General features: G+C 35.8%; 17 protein-coding genes. 5 read left to right on the top strand and 12 right to left on the bottom strand.

The annotated features are described in order from the left end of the window. Positions 1-35: 35 nt before the first annotated feature. From GUB10_RS06345 to GUB10_RS06330, 4 genes are all read right to left on the bottom strand, one after another. Positions 36-1,382 carry an exopolysaccharide biosynthesis polyprenyl glycosylphosphotransferase gene (locus GUB10_RS06345; protein ID WP_193710580.1) on the bottom strand — a complete coding sequence of 449 codons (1,347 nt, stop codon included), beginning with the start codon at positions 1,380-1,382 and terminating at the stop codon, positions 36-38. 605 nt (positions 1,383-1,987) lie between these two features. After that, a complete protein-coding gene (locus tag GUB10_RS06340; protein ID WP_193710579.1) occupies positions 1,988-2,674 on the bottom strand; it encodes an MCP four helix bundle domain-containing protein in 687 nt (228 codons plus the stop codon). A 134-nt stretch (positions 2,675-2,808) separates the two neighbouring features. Beyond that, positions 2,809-3,498: an outer membrane beta-barrel protein gene (locus GUB10_RS06335; RefSeq protein WP_193710578.1), complete on the bottom strand. Its 690-nt coding sequence runs from the start codon at positions 3,496-3,498 to the stop codon at positions 2,809-2,811. 230 nt (positions 3,499-3,728) lie between these two features. Then, entirely contained in the window at positions 3,729-4,172 is a 444-nt protein-coding gene (locus tag GUB10_RS06330; RefSeq protein WP_193710577.1) for an Hsp20/alpha crystallin family protein, read from the bottom strand. Between the two features lie 182 nt (positions 4,173-4,354). On the opposite strand from GUB10_RS06330, the gene GUB10_RS06325 reads away from it, so the two are divergent. Together GUB10_RS06325 and GUB10_RS06320 are read left to right on the top strand one after the other, a co-directional pair. Further along, positions 4,355-5,644, top strand: coding sequence for a DUF2254 domain-containing protein (locus GUB10_RS06325; protein ID WP_193710576.1), 1,290 nt, complete (start codon positions 4,355-4,357; stop codon positions 5,642-5,644). A 33-nt stretch (positions 5,645-5,677) separates the two neighbouring features. Continuing rightward, the gene (locus tag GUB10_RS06320) at positions 5,678-5,935 is read left to right on the top strand and encodes a DUF1456 family protein (protein ID WP_193710575.1); all 258 of its coding nucleotides are present in this window, start codon (positions 5,678-5,680) and stop codon (positions 5,933-5,935) included. Between the two features lie 141 nt (positions 5,936-6,076). On the opposite strand, the gene ettA is transcribed toward GUB10_RS06320, so the two are convergent. The 3 genes from ettA to GUB10_RS06305 form a co-directional block, all read right to left on the bottom strand. Further along, positions 6,077-7,768 carry an energy-dependent translational throttle protein EttA gene (ettA, locus tag GUB10_RS06315; protein WP_193710574.1) on the bottom strand — a complete coding sequence of 564 codons (1,692 nt, stop codon included), beginning with the start codon at positions 7,766-7,768 and terminating at the stop codon, positions 6,077-6,079. Between the two features lie 61 nt (positions 7,769-7,829). After that, complete coding sequence (locus tag GUB10_RS06310; protein WP_193710573.1) at positions 7,830-8,297, bottom strand: DinB family protein; 468 nt, start codon at positions 8,295-8,297, stop codon at positions 7,830-7,832. A 16-nt stretch (positions 8,298-8,313) separates the two neighbouring features. Then, positions 8,314-8,493 carry a CAL67264 family membrane protein gene (locus GUB10_RS06305; protein ID WP_193710572.1) on the bottom strand — a complete coding sequence of 60 codons (180 nt, stop codon included), beginning with the start codon at positions 8,491-8,493 and terminating at the stop codon, positions 8,314-8,316. Positions 8,494-8,672: 179 nt separating this feature from the next. Here GUB10_RS06305 and GUB10_RS06300 point away from each other — a divergent pair, with 179 nt between their 5' ends. The 3 genes from GUB10_RS06300 (at position 8,673) to GUB10_RS06290 (ending at position 12,745) form a co-directional block, all read left to right on the top strand. Then, positions 8,673-10,301, top strand: a complete 1,629-nt coding sequence (locus GUB10_RS06300) for an acyl-CoA carboxylase subunit beta (RefSeq protein WP_193710571.1) — start codon at positions 8,673-8,675, stop codon at positions 10,299-10,301. A 209-nt stretch (positions 10,302-10,510) separates the two neighbouring features. Then, positions 10,511-12,145 carry a M1 family metallopeptidase gene (locus GUB10_RS06295; RefSeq protein WP_193710570.1) on the top strand — a complete coding sequence of 545 codons (1,635 nt, stop codon included), beginning with the start codon at positions 10,511-10,513 and terminating at the stop codon, positions 12,143-12,145. 177 nt (positions 12,146-12,322) lie between these two features. Further along, positions 12,323-12,745, top strand: a complete 423-nt coding sequence (locus tag GUB10_RS06290) for a DoxX family protein (protein WP_193710569.1) — start codon at positions 12,323-12,325, stop codon at positions 12,743-12,745. A 31-nt stretch (positions 12,746-12,776) separates the two neighbouring features. On the opposite strand, the gene GUB10_RS06285 is transcribed toward GUB10_RS06290, so the two are convergent. The 5 genes from GUB10_RS06285 to GUB10_RS06265 all read right to left on the bottom strand — a co-directional run bounded on the left by GUB10_RS06285 (position 12,777) and on the right by GUB10_RS06265 (position 17,611). After that, the gene (locus GUB10_RS06285) at positions 12,777-13,874 is read right to left on the bottom strand and encodes an AMP-binding protein (RefSeq protein ID WP_193710568.1); all 1,098 of its coding nucleotides are present in this window, start codon (positions 13,872-13,874) and stop codon (positions 12,777-12,779) included. 61 nt (positions 13,875-13,935) lie between these two features. Then, positions 13,936-14,877, bottom strand: a complete 942-nt coding sequence (locus tag GUB10_RS06280) for a CPBP family intramembrane glutamic endopeptidase (protein WP_193710567.1) — start codon at positions 14,875-14,877, stop codon at positions 13,936-13,938. Positions 14,878-14,880: 3 nt separating this feature from the next. Next, a complete protein-coding gene (locus GUB10_RS06275; protein ID WP_193710566.1) occupies positions 14,881-15,915 on the bottom strand; it encodes an o-succinylbenzoate synthase in 1,035 nt (344 codons plus the stop codon). A 28-nt stretch (positions 15,916-15,943) separates the two neighbouring features. Further along, positions 15,944-16,624, bottom strand: coding sequence for a metal-dependent hydrolase (locus GUB10_RS06270; RefSeq protein ID WP_193710565.1), 681 nt, complete (start codon positions 16,622-16,624; stop codon positions 15,944-15,946). An 84-nt stretch (positions 16,625-16,708) separates the two neighbouring features. Beyond that, entirely contained in the window at positions 16,709-17,611 is a 903-nt protein-coding gene (locus GUB10_RS06265; RefSeq protein ID WP_193710564.1) for a 1,4-dihydroxy-2-naphthoate polyprenyltransferase, read from the bottom strand. Between the last annotated feature and the right edge of the window lies 1 nt (position 17,612).

The following is a 17,612-nucleotide window of genomic DNA, read 5'->3' as shown; positions in this document are numbered from 1 at the left end:
GAGGTGACTAATTTTATAAAAAGGATTGCTAACATTTAATAAGCTTTTTCTTCGCCGTAAAAACAATTATAAATAGTTTGGTAAATAATTTTCAGGTCTAATAATGCCGTCCATTTTTCCAGATAAAAAATATCCATTCGGGTTCTATTAATAATATCTGATTTTCTTATAATTTCGCCCCTATATCCCCTTACCTGGGCTAAGCCGGTTATACCGGGTTTTGCAAAATGCCTTACCAGGTATTTATCTACATTATGCTCGTACTCTATGGTATGAAGCTCCATATGGGGCCTGGGACCAACCACACTCATATCGCCAAGAAACACGTTTATAAATTGTGGTAATTCGTCTATGCTGGTCTTTCTCAGAAATTTTCCAATTTTAGTTACTCTTAAATCATTACGTGTACACATTTTACTATTGGCCTCGGTATTTACGGCCATAGACCTAAACTTATAGCACCAAAAAATCTTTTTGTCTTTCCCGTGACGTAATTGCTTAAAGATAACCGGCCCTTTAGACTCAAAAAGGTTTAGTATAAAAAGCAGTGGTATTAACCATGAAAGAATACATATAATTACAAAAGATGAAAAGACTATATCAAAAATGCGCTTACCATATTTTGCATAGTTTTTTTCAAGTGGGGATTTTCTTAAATTAAGAATGGGCAAGTTTTCAAAAATTTCAAATTCCATAGAACTTGAATAAACCCCTTTATTATCTGGAATTAATTTTAATTTAGCTAAGTGATTGTCTGAAAACGCTCTAATTCTAAGCAATTCTTCTTTAGAAAATCGGCTAACTGAACAATAAATCTCATCTACCTCCTGATTTATTATAAAACGAAAACAATCTTCAAAACGACCAAGATAATTACCTACAGCCCGCTTTTCTTTTTTATTGTGGAAATACCCCAGGTATCTATACCCATAATCCGGATCATTAAAAATATTCTCAAGCCGAGTTAGATTCGAGTCATTTCCTAAAATTATCACTTTCAATGAGTTACCACCACCCTGACGATAGAATTTTCTAATCTCAAAAAAGAACCACCTGTAAAACAACAGGAAAAACAACAACGACAATAAAACTAAAATTTGTTTTTTCGGATCAAAGTCAATCTTTAGGAAAGCTAATACACTAAAGTAAGAAAGCACAAAAACAAAAAAGTGCCGTAAAAACTTGTGAAATTTATGTCTAAATTTCTCTTTTCTATCAATGCTGTAAAAATTTAGCCCAACACCTATTAACAGCCAGGAAATATTGATACTTATAGCCAAGGTTTCGGTATAAGTTTCGGGTGTTAGAAAATACAAACTCAGATTGATAATCATTAAATGAATAACAACTGATAATGGAATAATAAAATAAGACCCCTTCACAATTTTAATATTAGATTAATAGTGTAATTGTTTAGATGAAGAACATTTTGTAAAATGCTCAAAATTCATCTATTGCGGGGGGTGGTAAGAGTATTTTAAATCTTCAAAATTTATCATGACTTCGTCACAGTGAGTCCCATTTATAATGATACCGGGGGTTCACTTTAATTCTGAAATAATAAGTTCAATTTTAGATAAAATAGAAAATGGGGACTTCTATATTTTATACGTTAGCATAGCTTTATTGCTATTCTATTGGGATAGTAAATTTTAATTTTTTAAAATTAAGGGTAGCTGGGGGGAAAATAGGAATAGAAGGTGGAGGCATCTTATTCCTACATAAATTTACATATAATTAGCATCCACTTGATGTTTTTTCGATATAATACCTAAAACATTGTTAATCAGCATTATCATTCAAAATAAAAATAAGCACTCCCTAAAAAAGCATACTTAAAAACGAAACGTTTTATTGATAAAAATCAATCTTTATCCAAAAAAAGAAAGCATTTTAATTAAAGAAAAACAAAAGAAAAAAAATTAAAAAACTTGACAATTTTGAAAATTTTAAAGAAAATTCCTACAATTTACTCTAATAAAAACGCCTAATTTAATTCAAACTTCTGTTTAGGACGGCGAAGCAGTTCTTCTAAACCAAGAAGTCGCAGGATAAAAATGCCAATTAGAATGGTTAAAGCAATTTTAAAATAGTTTAGGAGTGTATGCATACCTGAGTTAGATTTGTAGTGAGCCAAAAGTTCTTCTCCTACCTCTGGCTGAATGCGCGCCATATTATGCAAATCTAAATCCAATATTTTAAAATACTCGTTGGTATTCTTTTTAATAAGATAACGCGCCGTATTATAATCGTTCTCCTGTAGATTTTTGAGTATGGTATTTTCCAGTATTAGATATTCCTGGTAATGTTTATTAAACTCTTCAAAATAAATAGCTTCCCTATCTACTAAATAAGTGTTCCCATATTCTTCTAATAGCTGATTAATCCGGGCATTATAAGCTTCAATTTCCTCTAAGTTTAATTTGGCCACAAAATCACCACCATCTTCAATATTTTCAAAAAACATTCTTTTTTCGTGGAGTATCCTGGAAAGTTCATACATTTGGGAGGCAGGTAAAAGCCTATCTTGATAAAGGGAAGAAAAATCCTGGTCTATACTTTTTAAACTCTGTTTTTCTATAAATTCTGTAATTAATAAAAGAGCAAAGAATATACTTAATATTAAAATAAGGCGTTTCCGCTTTTTTGGCTTTATGGAATACAAATCTTTCATTTTAATAAATTAAGCATGTAAATACACCTATCAATTTAATAATTTTAAGCGTTATATTTATAAAAAACACCAACAAAAAAAGCCTTAATTGAAAAATTAACAATTAAGGCTTTTTTTATTTTAAAACATGTTATTTAAAAATAACAACCTCTTCCTCTCCTTCGGCCTGTATTAGATTCGCTGTCGCCAATCTTAAAACTAAGGCTTAATAGAAATTGGTTTACCCTTAAATCATCATATTCGGTCAAATTAATACCATACTGTCCATTATTAAAGTCAAGGCCTTGTGATTCCTGACTTGCCAAAGACCTATCGTATCTCACGCCCAATTCAAACCTTCCTATGCTAGCTTTAATTCCGGCCTGCACAGCAAGAGGGGTGTTTTGCACAATTATAGTTTGGTTCACCGGCTCGGTACCTTCAATGGTGGCATTCATAATGTTTTGATAAGCAGGCCCCGCATAAACATCTATAGGCCCCCAAACATTATATCCAAATAAGAGGGGAATACTTAACTTTTCTACCGCGTATATTGAATTTTGCGCGGGAAATTCGAATTCCATCTCCATAGAATTGAATATCACCTCAGGACGCACAAAAAACTTCCCAAAATTCAATTCAAAAAATACCCCTGCATGGAAACCAACTTTGGGTTGCCCTTCAACAACTCCATCAAAAAAACCTGCACCTCCCGAGGAACTACCGTCAATTTCGCCGGTCATAGAGTAATTGGCACCTCCTTTTATTCCAAAACTATATTCCTGTGCCTGAGAGACAGAGACACAAAAAATGCTAATAAAAATTAGTACAACATATTTGTTCATAAAAATAGATTTAGTAGGTCTGTTCTTGTGGGTAAATATATCATATTATATAAAATAATTATAGAGTTCCCGGTTTCTTTTTAACGAATAAAAATACAATTGCGTATATCTTTACCCCATAAATCCCTTTTCCGGCTTTGATTAAAGCATTTTTAAATACGTAAAATACCCGCATAAAAAAAACGTCCGCTAAGGGACGTTTTTTTAACTAACTAAATCAACTATTAAAATTACGAAATATCAATCATTCGTTTAGGTTGCACTTTAGCTTCCTCTCGTTTTGGAAGTTCTATCGCCAAAACCCCATCTTCATAAGAAGCTGATATTTTTTCGCTATTCACAGAATCTGGTAAGCCAAATGCTCTTTTAAAAGTACTGTAACTAAACTCCTTTCTGGTGTATCTTCCATTTTTTTCTGAAGTTTCACTTTCTTTTTTCTCTTCAGAAGAAATGGTTAAAACATCATTATCTAATTCAATGTTGAAATCTTCCTTGGTTTTACCAGGTGCGGCAACCTCTACTTTAAAATGGTCGTCGGTTTCCTGAATATTTACAGCAGGAATGCTGGTTCCAATACTGTTCACATTTGTAGTTCCTCCTAACCAATCGGTTTTAAACATATCGTCAAAAACAGATGGCAGCCAGTTGGCCTCATTTCTTTTAATTAAACTCATAGCTTTATAATTTTTGTTAAACTTTATTTTTTTACTTCTTCTGATAATCTAATAGCAAATTAAATTCCAATTCAAATAACATGTCTTTTTGACACTTACACAGTAAAAATAAATGCCATTTTGGCAAAATGAATAAAGAAACCTATCTTCAAGCATATTTAAGTACCTTTCCAAAAAATTCTATGAAGCATTTTTTTAATCGCATTTATATCATCCTTTTTAACCTGCAAAGCAAAATTGCATTTTACCCCAGTGTATTTGCTATTCTAGGTTTTTTATTCGCTTTTATACTCATCTATATCGAAAATAAAGGCATTTCAAAATACCTGATAGAACATATCCCAATGCTGGTAGTAAATAATGGAAATACAGCATTAAGCATATTAACCGCTTGTATTACCGGACTTATTTCTATGATGGTTTTTAGCTTTTCTATGGTAATGGTTTTACTAAACCAGGCCTCCAGTAATTATTCGCCCAGACTACTACCCGGACTTATCTCTGATAAAAATCATCAAATTATACTGGGGATCTACCTGGCTACAATACTCTATTGTATTTTTGTGGCCGTTTCAATTCAACCCGAAGGAGATTCACATCAAATACCAGGTTTTTCAGTATTGGTAGGAATTATTCTTACTGTTATTTGTATAGGATCTTTTATCTATTTTATTCACAATATTTCGCAAAGTATTCAAATTAACAACATCCTGGATCGCATTTTTCGTCAGGCTAAGAGCCGATTAAATTTGTTAGTGAAGAATGAAAAAAAAGAAGTTCAGGATTTTCCGGAAACCAAGAACTGGTACGAGTATCATTCACAGGAAAGCGGATATTTTCAAAATTTATCTTCAAAAAACCTCCTGGATATTTGCAAGGAAAAAGAAACTCAAATTGAAATCTTACCCGTAAAAGGAATTTTTATTTTAAACGGAATCCCCCTTTTTAAATCAAAAAAAGAGTTAGACGAAGAAACAGTAAAAAAAGTACTGTATAATTTTAGCCTTGCACGCGGCGAGTTGGTTAGTACAAACTACGTTTTAGCATTTAAACAAATTACCGAAGTTATAGTAAAAGCTATGTCGCCGGGCATTAACGATCCCGGAACCGCCTTAAATGCCATAGACTATTTAACCGAGCTACTTGCGTTAAGGATGCAAAAGAAAGACTCCGAATTTTTAAAAACTGAAGACCAGGTGCTAATAAAGATGCGAAGTGTGGATTTCAAAGAATTATTATACCAGGTTCTGGCTCCCATAAGAGCGTATTGCAAACATGATATTATTATCGTACAAAAAGTGGGGATGCTCTTTTATTACCTGAAAAATCAAAAAGCTATTCATGAAGACTATTATAAAATAATTGATAATGAGGCTAAAAATTTTCTTACAGACGCCAAATCAACAATAGAAAACAAAGCCGATGTAGCTAAAATTACTGCTATTGAAAACCAATTAAACCTGAAAAACTAAAAACCAAACCCGGGAAAAAACTATTTTTGCACTATGGGATTAACAAACAACGATATTTTTAAAAAATTACGGGTCGCTCACAAATTAAGAGACGACGATATTGTAAAAATTTGTGCTTTGGTAGATTTTAAAGTTACCAAAAGTGAATTGGGTGCTATTTTTAGAGCCGAAGACCACCCAAAATATGTAGAATGTGGCGATCAATTTCTTCGGAATTTCCTTAACGGACTCATAATTCACCTTCGTGGTCCAATGCCTCCAAAGAAGAAAAAGAAACCAGAGAAAGAATAGTATAAAAAAGCCTCACAGATTTAAAAAACTGTGAGGCTTTTATTTATAAATCAAATTAACGTCATTCTGAACTTGTTTCAGGATTAAAGTTATTGTTAATAACCATTTTAAACCTTAAAATAAACTCAGGGTGAAATTGGCTTATCTCACCAATTTCTTATATTTAATACGTTTCGGCATAATATCGCCACCTAAACGTTTTTTCTTATTCTCCTCATAATCAGAGAAACTTCCTTCAAAGAAATAAACCTGAGAGTCTCCTTCAAAGGCTAAAATATGTGTACAAATTCTATCCAGGAACCAACGGTCGTGAGATATAACTACTGCACATCCGGCAAAATTCTCTAAACCTTCTTCCAGTGCCCTAAGGGTATTCACATCTAAATCGTTGGTAGGCTCATCAAGCAGTAACACGTTACCTTCTTCTTTAAGCGTCATCGCTAAATGAAGTCGGTTACGTTCTCCACCAGAAAGCATATTTACTTTCTTATTTTGTTCGCTTCCGCTAAAGTTAAATCGGCTCAAATAAGCTCTTGAGTTTACCTGGCGGCCACCCATCATAACTAATTCCTGCTCGTCGCTAAAGTTTTGCCAAATAGTTTTTTCAGGATCAATGTTAGAATGTGCCTGGTCTACATAAGCGATTTTTGCAGTCTCACCAACTTCAAAACTTCCTTTATCTGGCTGCTCTTCTCCCATAATCATTTTAAAAATTGTGGTTTTACCGGCACCGTTTGGACCGATAACCCCTACAATTCCAGCCTGCGGAAGTTTAAAATTTAAATCTTCATATAGCAATTTATCACCAAAAGCTTTACTCACGCCATTGGCTTCAATCACATTGGTACCCAGTCTTGGACCATTTGGAATATAAATTTCCAGCTGTTCATCCATTTGCTTTTGATCCTGGCTCAATAGCTTATCGTAATTTTTAAGCCTGGCTTTTTGCTTGCTTTGGCGACCTTTAGGGTTCATTTTTGCCCACTCCAATTCACGTTCAAGCGTTTTTTGACGTTTGCTGGCTTGCTTTTGTTCCTGTGCCATTCGTTTAGACTTCTGGTCTAGCCAGGAAGAGTAATTTCCTTTCCACGGAATACCTTCTCCCCTATCTAACTCTAAAATCCAACCGGCAACGTTATCAAGGAAATAACGGTCGTGCGTTACAGCAATCACGGTTCCTTTGTACTGGGCTAAATGATGTTCTAACCAATGTACAGATTCGGCATCAAGGTGGTTTGTAGGCTCATCAAGCAGTAAAATATCCGGTTCCTGCAGCAATAACCTACACAGGGCTACACGTCTTCTTTCTCCCCCAGAAAGCACCGCAATTTTTTTATCGGCCTCGGGTGTGCGAAGTGCATCCATCGCAATTTCCAGCTTAGTATCTAGCTCCCAGGCATTAGAAGAATCAATTTTATCCTGAAGTGCCGCCTGCTTATCCATAAGTTTCTGCATTTTTTCAGCATCCTCATATACTTCAGGCAAACCAAACTGGTCGTTTATTTTATTATATTCATCCAGAATAGCAACCGTTTCGGCCACACCTTCTTTTACTACTTCAAGAACTGTTTTATCTTCATCTAATTTTGGTTCCTGTTCCAGGTAACCAACAGAATATCCGGGAGAAAAAACCACATCGCCCTGGTAATTTTTATCCTCGCCTGCTATAATTCTAAGCAAAGTAGATTTACCGGAACCGTTTAAACCTAAAATTCCAATTTTTGCACCATAGAAAAAACTAAGGTATATATTTTTCAAAACAGGGGTATTCGCATTTTTAAAAGTTTTGGTTACCCCAGACATTGAAAAAATCACTTTTTTATCATCTGCCATATACTATTTTTTTAATCTGTTTAAGTTTGCAAATATCTAAAATAAAACTCACACCACCCCACTATTTATAAAGTCCCAGTAGACGTAAAATAATGAGCATTTGGCCCGTGTGATAGGCCGTATGTTCTATAACCAGAAGCACCTCCCGAAACAAGCTATGCTCTTCAGAATTAATAACCGGATTATTAAGCTCGTTTTTGGGATCTAGCAGGAATTTTTCCAGCAACACCCTATTATCAAAATATTCCTTCTTGAGGTTATCCCAGGCTTCCATGCTTTCAGGCGCCAACCGTTCAGGCCAATAATCATCGGGCCAATTAGGAGCTTTGTACTCACTTGAAATAGCATAATCTACGATGTCTTTTTGGGCAAAAACCACATGGTAAAAAAGTTCATAGAATGAATATGGTAATTGATAGGGACGCTCCCCCAGTTTCTCAAAAGGAATTTTATCTATAAAACTCTCTAAAGAAGCAAAAGCTTCTCCACCTTTTAAATGCTTAAGTAGTTGATCTTTTGCAGCACTCATAGCTTATAATTTCAATTTAAATCCTGCCTTTTAGAGCATTAAAAGCCCAGGAAATTGCAAAAAAACCAATTCCCACCACCGAGAATCCAATAGCATAATCCCTATATTTAAGTACGCCTAATAAAATAATTGCGGCTCCAATTAAAAACAAAGCAAAAGATGCCCAGGCGAAGATGGTATTTTTATTCATTCCCATAATAAAAGGTTTTGTACAAATATCGAACATTTTAGCCTCAAAATCCACTTTAAGAATAAAGCCTATTTTGTATTTTAGCCAAAAGAGAACGAAGTTTTCGCTTTTTACTGAAAAATTGATAAAAATTTTAGCAGTATTCAAGTTTATTTAATAACAATAAAGCTCGAAACTTACAATATATGAATATGAAATTCAATAAGAATGAAGATCATAACAAACTTTTGGTTTCTTCATTAAATCATAAATTTAAACGCGTAAAGCTGGGAGGAGGTGAAAAACGTATTGAAAAACACCACGCCAAGGGGAAAATGACAGCCCGTGAACGTATTGATTTTTTACTGGACGATAAATCGAAGGCTATAGAAATTGGTGCATTTGCCGGTGAAGGTATGTACAAAGAACACGGTGGCTGTCCTTCAGGAGGCGTAGTGGTAAAGATTGGCTATGTATCGGGGAAGCAATGTATTGTAGTCGCTAATGATGCTACTGTAAAAGCAGGTGCCTGGTTCCCTATTACCGGAAAGAAAAACCTGAGAGCCCAGGAAATAGCCATTGAAAATAAACTCCCCATCATTTACCTGGTAGATAGCGCCGGGGTTTACCTTCCCATGCAAGACGAAATTTTCCCTGATAAGGAACACTTCGGAAGGATTTTTAGAAATAATGCAGTAATGAGCAGTATGGGAGTCACTCAAATTGCAGCCGTAATGGGAAGTTGTGTTGCCGGAGGTGCTTACCTTCCTATTATGAGCGATGAAGCCCTTATTGTAGAAAAAACCGGAAGTATTTTCCTTGCCGGAAGTTACCTTGTAAAAGCTGCCATTGGAGAATCTATAGACAATGAAACCCTGGGAGGAGCCACGACACATAGTGAAATTAGCGGCGTTACAGATTATAAAGCTACAGACGATAAGGATGCCCTTACCCGCATAAAAAACATCATGGATAAAATGGGCGATTTTGATAAAGCCGGATTTAACCATAAAAAAGCCGTAGCACCGAAAGAGAAGCAAGAAGACATCTATGGAATTCTACCTAAAAAGCGAAGCGATCAATACGATGTTAGGGAAATTATCTCCCGACTGGTAGACGGTTCTGAATTTGAGGAATATAAAGAAGGATATGGGCAAACTATTATTACCGGTTACGCCCGTATAGATGGTTGGGCCGTTGGTATAGTCGCCAATCAGCGCAAAATTGTAAAGACCAAAAAAGGAGAAATGCAGTTTGGTGGAGTGATTTATTCCGATTCTGCCGATAAGGCCACCCGTTTTATCGCAAACTGCAACCAGAAAAAAATTCCTTTGGTTTTTCTTCAGGATGTAACCGGTTTTATGGTAGGCAGTAAAAGTGAGCACGGCGGCATTATTAAAGATGGGGCCAAAATGGTAAATGCGGTTAGTAATTCGGTAGTACCAAAATTCACTATTATTATGGGCAATTCTTACGGTGCAGGAAATTATGCGATGTGCGGAAAAGCTTACGATCCTAGACTTATCGTAGCCTGGCCCAGTGCCGAGCTTGCTGTAATGGGCGGCACACAGGCAGCAAAGGTTTTAGCACAAATTGAAACCGCTGCCATGGAGAAAAAAGGCGAAAAAGTTGATGAGGAAAAGGAAAAAGAAGTTTTTGATGCGATAAAATCACGTTACGACGAACAAACTTCTCCCTATTATGCGGCCGCAAGACTATGGACAGACGCTGTAATAGATCCTTTAGACACCAGAAAATGGATCTCTATGGGAATTGAAGCCGCCAACCATGCGCCTATTGAAAAGGATTTTAACTTAGGAGTGATACAAACATGAAATTACAAGCCCCCTGCCCTCCCGAAGTGAATTCAGGACAGGCTCCAAAGGGGGAATATATTTCTGGAATGCTTCTGAAAAGTAAGAGATAAAAAACTTCTAATTATTGAAGGGTTAAAGAGGAATTCAAATTTTAATCATTCAAAAATCAGATTTCGAATTTACACAGATTAGTTCCTTTTTTTATTTCAAATCATAATAAACAAATAATGAAACCAAGCCTATTAACTTTTATACTTTTAATACTTACACTCAATTTAAGTGCCCAGGTTTTAAGCAACAAAGACGGTAAATATACCGAAGCCGATTCCTTAAGGGGCTCTTTAAGGCCTGAACGCGCTTTTGATGTTCAGAAATACCATTTAAAGCTTAAAGTAGAACCCGAAAAACAATTTATTTCGGGCTCAAACACCATTAGCTTTATTGCTGAAGAAAATCTTTCTAGCATTCAAATAGATCTTTTTGAGAACATGGACGTAGATTCTATTCTTCAAAACAATAAAGCCTTAGATTTTAAACGTAAACATAATGCGGTTTTTATCGAATTAGATGAATTGGTAGAAGCAGATGAACAGGGCGAAATTCAGTTCTATTATTCCGGAAAGCCTATTGTGGCAAAAAATGCACCCTGGGATGGTGGTTTTGTATGGGACAAAGATAAAAATGGCAATCCCTGGATTGGCGTAGCCGTGCAGGGAACCGGGGCAAGCCTTTGGTATCCAAATAAAGATCATCAAAGTGACGAACCAGAGGAAGTGCAACTGGATATAGCCGTTCCAAACGGACTAATGAATGTTTCTAACGGTCAATTTTTAGGCGAAAAAGATTTGGGTAACGGCTTTACCGAATGGAGCTGGAAAACCGTAAACCCTATTAATAACTACAACGTGATGATTAACATCGCAAATTACGAGCATTTTTCAGATTCCTACGGAGATCTAGATTTAGACTATTATGTGTTACCCTACAACCTGGAAAAAGCTAAAAAGCAATTTAAAGAGGTAAAACCCATGATGGATTGCTTCTACGAAAAATTTGGTGAATATCCTTTTGTGGAAGATGGTTTTAAGCTAATAGAAACCCCTTACCTGGGTATGGAACACCAAAGTGCTGTGGCCTACGGAAATGAATATAAAATGGGCTACAAAGGCAATGATCTTTCGGGGACCGGGATTGGTCTAAAATGGGATTTTATTATTATTCACGAATCGGGTCACGAATGGTATGGCAACAGTATTACCGCTAGAGATATTGCCGATATGTGGATTCATGAAGGCTTCACTTCTTATTCTGAAGCAGTGTATATAGAGTGCCGTTGGGGTAAAAAAGAAGCGCAGGAATACCTTAAAGGCACCCGTAGCGGACTTGGGAATACCTCAAAAATTATTGGCGATTACGGCGTAAATAGCGAAGGCTCCGGAGACATGTATTTTAAAGGAGCTAATTTGTTAAATACCATTCGTAGTATTTATGATAACGATGAATTATGGTGGAAGACCTTAAAGGATTATACTGAAACCTATAAGCATCAAATTATTGATACCCGAACTACCGAAAATTTCTTTAATGAAGCAACTGAAGTAGATTTACAACCAATATTTGACCAATATCTAAGACATGCTGCCCTACCTAATTTGCAGTTCAGAAAAGAGAATGGAAAAACACAGGTTAAATGGGTGACAGATGTTGAAGATTTCAAAATGCCTGTCGATATTTTTATAGATGGAAAAGAAATAAGGATTAATCCTACTAACCAATGGCAAAACTTAAAGCAGAATGTTGCGATAGATAAAATAAAAGTAAACGAACTGGAATTTTATATTCAAACCAGTTTTAAAAAATAGAGAAGCTAGAGCCTTATAATATGGCTGTTTAGGAAGTAATTAAATTCAAAAATTGATACTAATTCCTTCTTAATCAGCCATTTTTTTGTGCCTAAAAATAAAATAATAACAAATAATTATCACAACAAATGATTAATTTTAAGTAACTTAAGTCAATATAACTTTAAAGCTAGAGATATGACAAGCGTAAAATCCCTCAATAAGTGGGCAAATGCGCACACTTATTATTTCATTGATATTTTAAGAATTGCCCTGGGAGTTTTTCTTTTTATAAAAGGAATCAACTTTATTTCTCAAACAGAAACCCTTATAGCCCTTATAAAGCCTCTTGAAGGTTACGGAGGCACTATGTTTACGGTGCATTATGTAGCTTTTGCCCATTTAATTGGCGGTGTACTTATAGCGGTTGGCCTACTTACACGTTGGGCCATTATCGTTCAATTACCTATTATTCTTGGTGCCATTGCCATAAACTTTATAGGTGTTATGCAGCCCGGCAGATTGTTGGAAGCTAGCATCGTACTAATTTTAAGCCTGTTTTTTCTATTTTATGGCTCTGGTAAGCATTCTATGGACTATTCAATGAAAATGCAGCAATAAGAAGATTTTGTTTGGTATTAAATTAAGATACTTAATTCATCTTACTTTTAAACGTATTTTCTCTATGTATTTTCCCGGTGTGAGTTTCTTCAAATTTTTCGATAAGATAAATCTTTTTTGGTCGTTCATATTTCTCCAGGCTTTTTAAAGCTTTAATCTCTTGCTGTAATTGAGCCAAAAGAGCTTCAGAAAATTCGTTTTCAACAAATAACACCAATTTTTCTCCCAAAGAATCATCGGGCATCCCAATTACAAATAAGCGCTGATCTATAATTTTTGAAAGCTTTTTCTCTATTTGCTCAGGGTGCAGTTTTATTCCTCCCGAGTTAATTACATTGTCTAACCTGCCTTGCCATCTAAACTTTTTATAGGTAAGAATATCAACTACATCATTTGTAACAATAATATCATCTGAAAGTTTAGGAGCTTTAATTACCAGGCAACCCCTATCGTCTTTAGAAATATTAATATTAGGTAAAACCTTAAATACGCGTGACTTTTTCTTGTTTTTTGACGGATTTAATCTTTTGGCGGCAATATGGGTAACCGTCTCTGTCATTCCATAAGTTTCGTATACTTTAGTATCTACATCTTTTACCATTTTTTGCAATCTTGGGGAAACTGCCCCACCTCCCACAATTAATTTTTTTATAAGATGTAAACGCCCCACCGAATTATCTAATTGAAACGGGGTCATGGCACAAAAGTCATATCGCTTAAAAACCTGATCTAAGGGGTTGGAGGAAGGCGGTACCATATCTAAATGCCAGCCTAATACCATTGCCCTCACCAGCATCATCTTTCCGGCAATATAGCTAGCGGGTAAACACAATAAAGCAGTTGTTTTTTCGGGTAGGTCGAAGAACCGGGAAGTAGCTATGGCCGAATTAATCATAAACTCCTTTTTAATTCTTATCACTTTTGGAGTTCCGGTAGAACCCGATGTTTTTACTTCTACATACTTAGAAGGCTTGATCCAATCTAACAGGAAACTTCCTACTTTTTCTTCAAAAGCTTCTCCTTCCTTTATAAAACTATAAGCAATAGAATGTAATTCGGCATTGGTAAAATGTCGCTTATTCAGCCTAAAATCTGGATGCGTTTCCGGTAATTTATAATTATCTGCCATATTTAAAACCAAATATGTTACATTCCTCTATACTGAAAGTTAATAAATTGTAATGATAAATTTAAACTTCTTCAACAGGTTTTATTATTTCAGGCTTTTCTACGCGACCAAAAAGTTTATTTTTCCAATCGCTCCAACCGTATTTTTTGGCCATGATATAAAGGAAAAGAGGGTATATTATAAATACCGGCACCAACACGTCAAGACCGGCAGTTGGATCGGAAATATCCTTAAAAATAGATTCGGTTTGGAATGCAGTCCAATCGGCCGTAATTAATAAGGCTGCGGTAAGGTTGTTTCCGGCATGAAAGCCTAAAGCCAATTCCATACCTTCATCCATTAATGTCATAATTCCCAGTAAAAACCCTGTACCTATGTAATAAACCATGATTAAGTTTCCCATTTGGGTTACTTCAGGATTAAAAAAATGTAAGCCTCCAAAGCAAACTGAAGTTACCAGTAAAGGTACCCAACGATTTTTGACCAATACCCCCAGGCCCTGCATAAAATATCCCCGGAATAAATATTCTTCAAAGCTGGTTTGTAACGGAATCATTACAAAAGCAACTGCCACAAGAATAGCAAAAGGAACCGGTTTAAAATTCACCAAAAAGTCTTCAGGGCTTAGCATATACTCTATCAAAGTAACACTAATTGTAAAAGCAGCTACAAGCCCAAAACCAAACCAAACGCGTCCCCAGTCAACTTTTTTACGGCTGGTGGTAAGCGACTTTAAGGTTTGGTTATGCAATAACTTTACTACCAAAACCAGGACTCCCAATCCTGCAGCAAAAGTTAATAGGATTAGAAATAATGTAAAGTTAGAATCTAAAACCCGCATAAGTTCTCCCTCAGTCATCGATGCTATTTCCATTCCCCGCTCCAGAAAAATAGCTACACCTAAAGGTATTTGGCCTATAAGAACTCCACCAACAACCAATATTGTTCCAATGATGTATCGCCAAAATTCGTGGCGATATTTAAAAGCTTCAGCTATATACATGGTTTAAAAATTAAAATCCCAATTTTTTGTTGGGTTATATTGAATACTTCCTTCAGTGACCTCTAACGGACATGCTATATTATTAGTATACAAACTCCCCGTTCCCAGGCCCTGCGGCATTTTATTATTTTTGGTAAAGGTAAATTGAGAAATTGCATTTAACCCCAGATTGCTTTCCAGGGCACTGGTAATCCACCAGCCAATATCTTGCTTTCCGGCAAGATCAATCCACTCTTGAGCACCTTTAAAACCTCCAATTAAGCTAGGTTTTAAAATAATATACTGCGGTTTTATTGTTTGTAACAATTCTTTCTTCTTCGTTACATCAAAAACACCAATTAATTCTTCGTCTAAAGCTATAGGAAGCGGAGTCTCTTCGCATAATTGAGCCATTTCTTCCGCTTGCCCCTGTTTAATGGGCTGTTCTATACTGTGTAACTGGAATTCACTTAAGCGTTTTAGCTTCTCCAAAGCTTCGGTAGGTTTAAAAGCTCCATTAGCATCTACGCGTAACTCTATTTCTTCAGGAGAAAATTCGGTTCTTATATATTTTAAAAGTTCCAATTCGGCCTCAAAATCTATGGCGCCAATCTTCATTTTAATACAATCAAAACCGGCTTCAATTTTTTCCTGAATTTGCGACTTCATAAAGGGCTTTTCGCCCATCCATATCAATCCGTTAATTGGTATTGCCGATTTCCCACGGGTAAATTCAGAAGGGTATATCTCAAAAGGATTGGCTGAATGTAAAGACCTAAAAGCCATTTCTACCCCAATTTGAATGCTGGGAAATTCTTTTAATTCTTCCCAAAGCATAGTTTCGCCTAAATTAATATTGTTACAAACCCATTGTAGTTTCTCTTCATAATCTGGCCTGTCGTCTACGCTAAGGCTTCTAAGAATTCCACATTCTCCATATCCGGTTTTACCGGCATCGGTAATTTTTAGGAACCAGGTTTCTTTAGTAGTAAGAACGCCCCGCGAAGTTCCGCTGGGGCGTTTAAATTTTAAGACATACTTCTTGTATTCTGCCTGCATATATTTTTATTGTTTAGCTAAGTTGTAACTAAAGCTCCAAACTTTCTCCAATTTCCAGCAGCATTAGGTCTTTACCTTCATCAAAAAACTTTCTTTTAGCTTCTTCGTGGTTAATCTCAATGTAGCCAAAAGTATCGTAATGACAACCCAAAACTTTATCACATTCAACAAAATCACTGGCAATAATAGCATCTTCTACTCCCATGGTAAAATTGTCTCCAATAGGAAGAATTGCTAAGTCCAGGGTGGTATGTTGGGGTATTAATTGCATATCCATGGTTAGTGCCGTATCTCCGGCAATATAGATATTTTTATGCTCTCCTTCTATCACAAAACCTCCGGGCTGGCCACCATATTTCCCATCTGGAAAAGAACTGGTATGTACGGCATTTACATACTTCACTTTTCCAAATTCAAATTCCCAATTACCTCCGTGATTCATAGGGTGAACTTCTATACCTTTTTCTTCATAATGATTAGCAATTTCAAAATTACTTACAATTACAGCTCCGGTATTTTTTGCAATTTCCTCTGCATCTAAGGTGTGGTCCTGATGAGCGTGCGTTAATAAGATATAATCGGCCTTTATATTCTTGATATTAATTTTATCCTTTGCCAACTCATTACCGGTTATAAACGGATCTACCAATACATGGATATCCCCAATTTTAATTCCCAAACAACTCTGTCCGTAAAAAGTGATTTTCATAACTTAGTTTTTATGGTTTTTTCTAATTTAAGCATTCAATAAAAATTACTTCAAATCACCAAATATATAATTTTGTTAAACTTGCTACCAAACCTGTCCAAGTCCAAAAAGTATGGAAGTGGCAAAAGTAGAAAGTGCCAAAACTTTTAATTCGGGATCCAGGAGTATTGCATTTTCATTCTCCACCACTCTTTTAAGATGAAGGATTAATGGAACGAGAGCCGGGATATAAAGAAAATCGTTTATACTTTCTAACCTAAGCACGGTAAATAAAATTAGGCAAAAGATAGCAGCCAGGATAAGCGAATAGTGATAAGTCTTGGCTTTTTTAGCTCCTAATTTTACAACTAGTGTAATCTTCCCCGCCTTTTCATCTGATACGCGATCGCGCATATTATTAAGGTTTAAAACCCCCACGCTTAAAAGCCCTATGCTAAAAGCAGGTAACAATACCAACCAGCTCCAATGGTGTGCATATAAAAAATAAGAGCCATACACGGCCACAACTCCAAAGAAAAGAAAAACAAAAACATCGCCCAATCCACGATATCCGTATGCCGATTTACCAACGGTGTACTTAATAGCGGCAGCTATTGCAGCTATTCCCAAAAAGAAAAAAAACAAAGCATAGCCTAAATTTTCCTTTCCAAAAGCGGCATAGATAAGTAGTATAGCAAAAAGCAGGGTAACAATAGTGGTGATAATAATTCCCTGCAACATTTCTTTTTGAGTAATTAAGCCACTTTGTAAAGCACGTTGTGGCCCCACCCTATCCTCATTATCGGTTCCTTTAACACCGTCTCCATAATCGTTTGCAAAATTGGAAAGCACCTGCAAACCCAGTGTTGTTGCCAGTGCAAGACTAAAAACGACAAGGTTAAAAACACCTTCACTAACTGCTATAGTGGTTCCCACAATAATCCCTGATATAGAAAGTGGCAATGTTCTTAACCTGGCAGCACTAATCCACGTATTTATTTTACTCATA

Origin of the sequence: Salegentibacter sp. BLCTC, assembly GCF_015143665.1 — a bacterium.
Classification (GTDB): domain Bacteria; phylum Bacteroidota; class Bacteroidia; order Flavobacteriales; family Flavobacteriaceae; genus Salegentibacter; species Salegentibacter maritimus.
The sequence above is the reverse complement of the archived record's forward strand: the minus strand, read 5'-3'. Positions and strand labels throughout refer to the sequence as shown.

Coding starts and splice junctions, on each gene's coding strand:
- GUB10_RS06340 (WP_193710579.1), bottom strand. CDS start 2,674: ATGAAAGATTTGTATTCCATAAAGCCAAAAAAGCGGAAACGCCTTATT.
- GUB10_RS06335 (WP_193710578.1), bottom strand. CDS start 3,498: ATGAACAAATATGTTGTACTAATTTTTATTAGCATTTTTTGTGTCTCT.
- GUB10_RS06330 (WP_193710577.1), bottom strand. CDS start 4,172: ATGAGTTTAATTAAAAGAAATGAGGCCAACTGGCTGCCATCTGTTTTT.
- GUB10_RS06325 (WP_193710576.1), top strand. CDS start 4,355: ATGAAGCATTTTTTTAATCGCATTTATATCATCCTTTTTAACCTGCAA.
- GUB10_RS06320 (WP_193710575.1), top strand. CDS start 5,678: ATGGGATTAACAAACAACGATATTTTTAAAAAATTACGGGTCGCTCAC.
- ettA (WP_193710574.1), bottom strand. CDS start 7,768: ATGGCAGATGATAAAAAAGTGATTTTTTCAATGTCTGGGGTAACCAAA.
- GUB10_RS06310 (WP_193710573.1), bottom strand. CDS start 8,297: ATGAGTGCTGCAAAAGATCAACTACTTAAGCATTTAAAAGGTGGAGAA.
- GUB10_RS06305 (WP_193710572.1), bottom strand. CDS start 8,493: ATGGGAATGAATAAAAATACCATCTTCGCCTGGGCATCTTTTGCTTTG.
- GUB10_RS06300 (WP_193710571.1), top strand. CDS start 8,673: ATGAATATGAAATTCAATAAGAATGAAGATCATAACAAACTTTTGGTT.
- GUB10_RS06295 (WP_193710570.1), top strand. CDS start 10,511: ATGAAACCAAGCCTATTAACTTTTATACTTTTAATACTTACACTCAAT.
- GUB10_RS06290 (WP_193710569.1), top strand. CDS start 12,323: ATGACAAGCGTAAAATCCCTCAATAAGTGGGCAAATGCGCACACTTAT.
- GUB10_RS06285 (WP_193710568.1), bottom strand. CDS start 13,874: ATGGCAGATAATTATAAATTACCGGAAACGCATCCAGATTTTAGGCTG.
- GUB10_RS06280 (WP_193710567.1), bottom strand. CDS start 14,877: ATGTATATAGCTGAAGCTTTTAAATATCGCCACGAATTTTGGCGATAC.
- GUB10_RS06275 (WP_193710566.1), bottom strand. CDS start 15,915: ATGCAGGCAGAATACAAGAAGTATGTCTTAAAATTTAAACGCCCCAGC.
- GUB10_RS06270 (WP_193710565.1), bottom strand. CDS start 16,624: ATGAAAATCACTTTTTACGGACAGAGTTGTTTGGGAATTAAAATTGGG.
- GUB10_RS06265 (WP_193710564.1), bottom strand. CDS start 17,611: ATGAGTAAAATAAATACGTGGATTAGTGCTGCCAGGTTAAGAACATTG.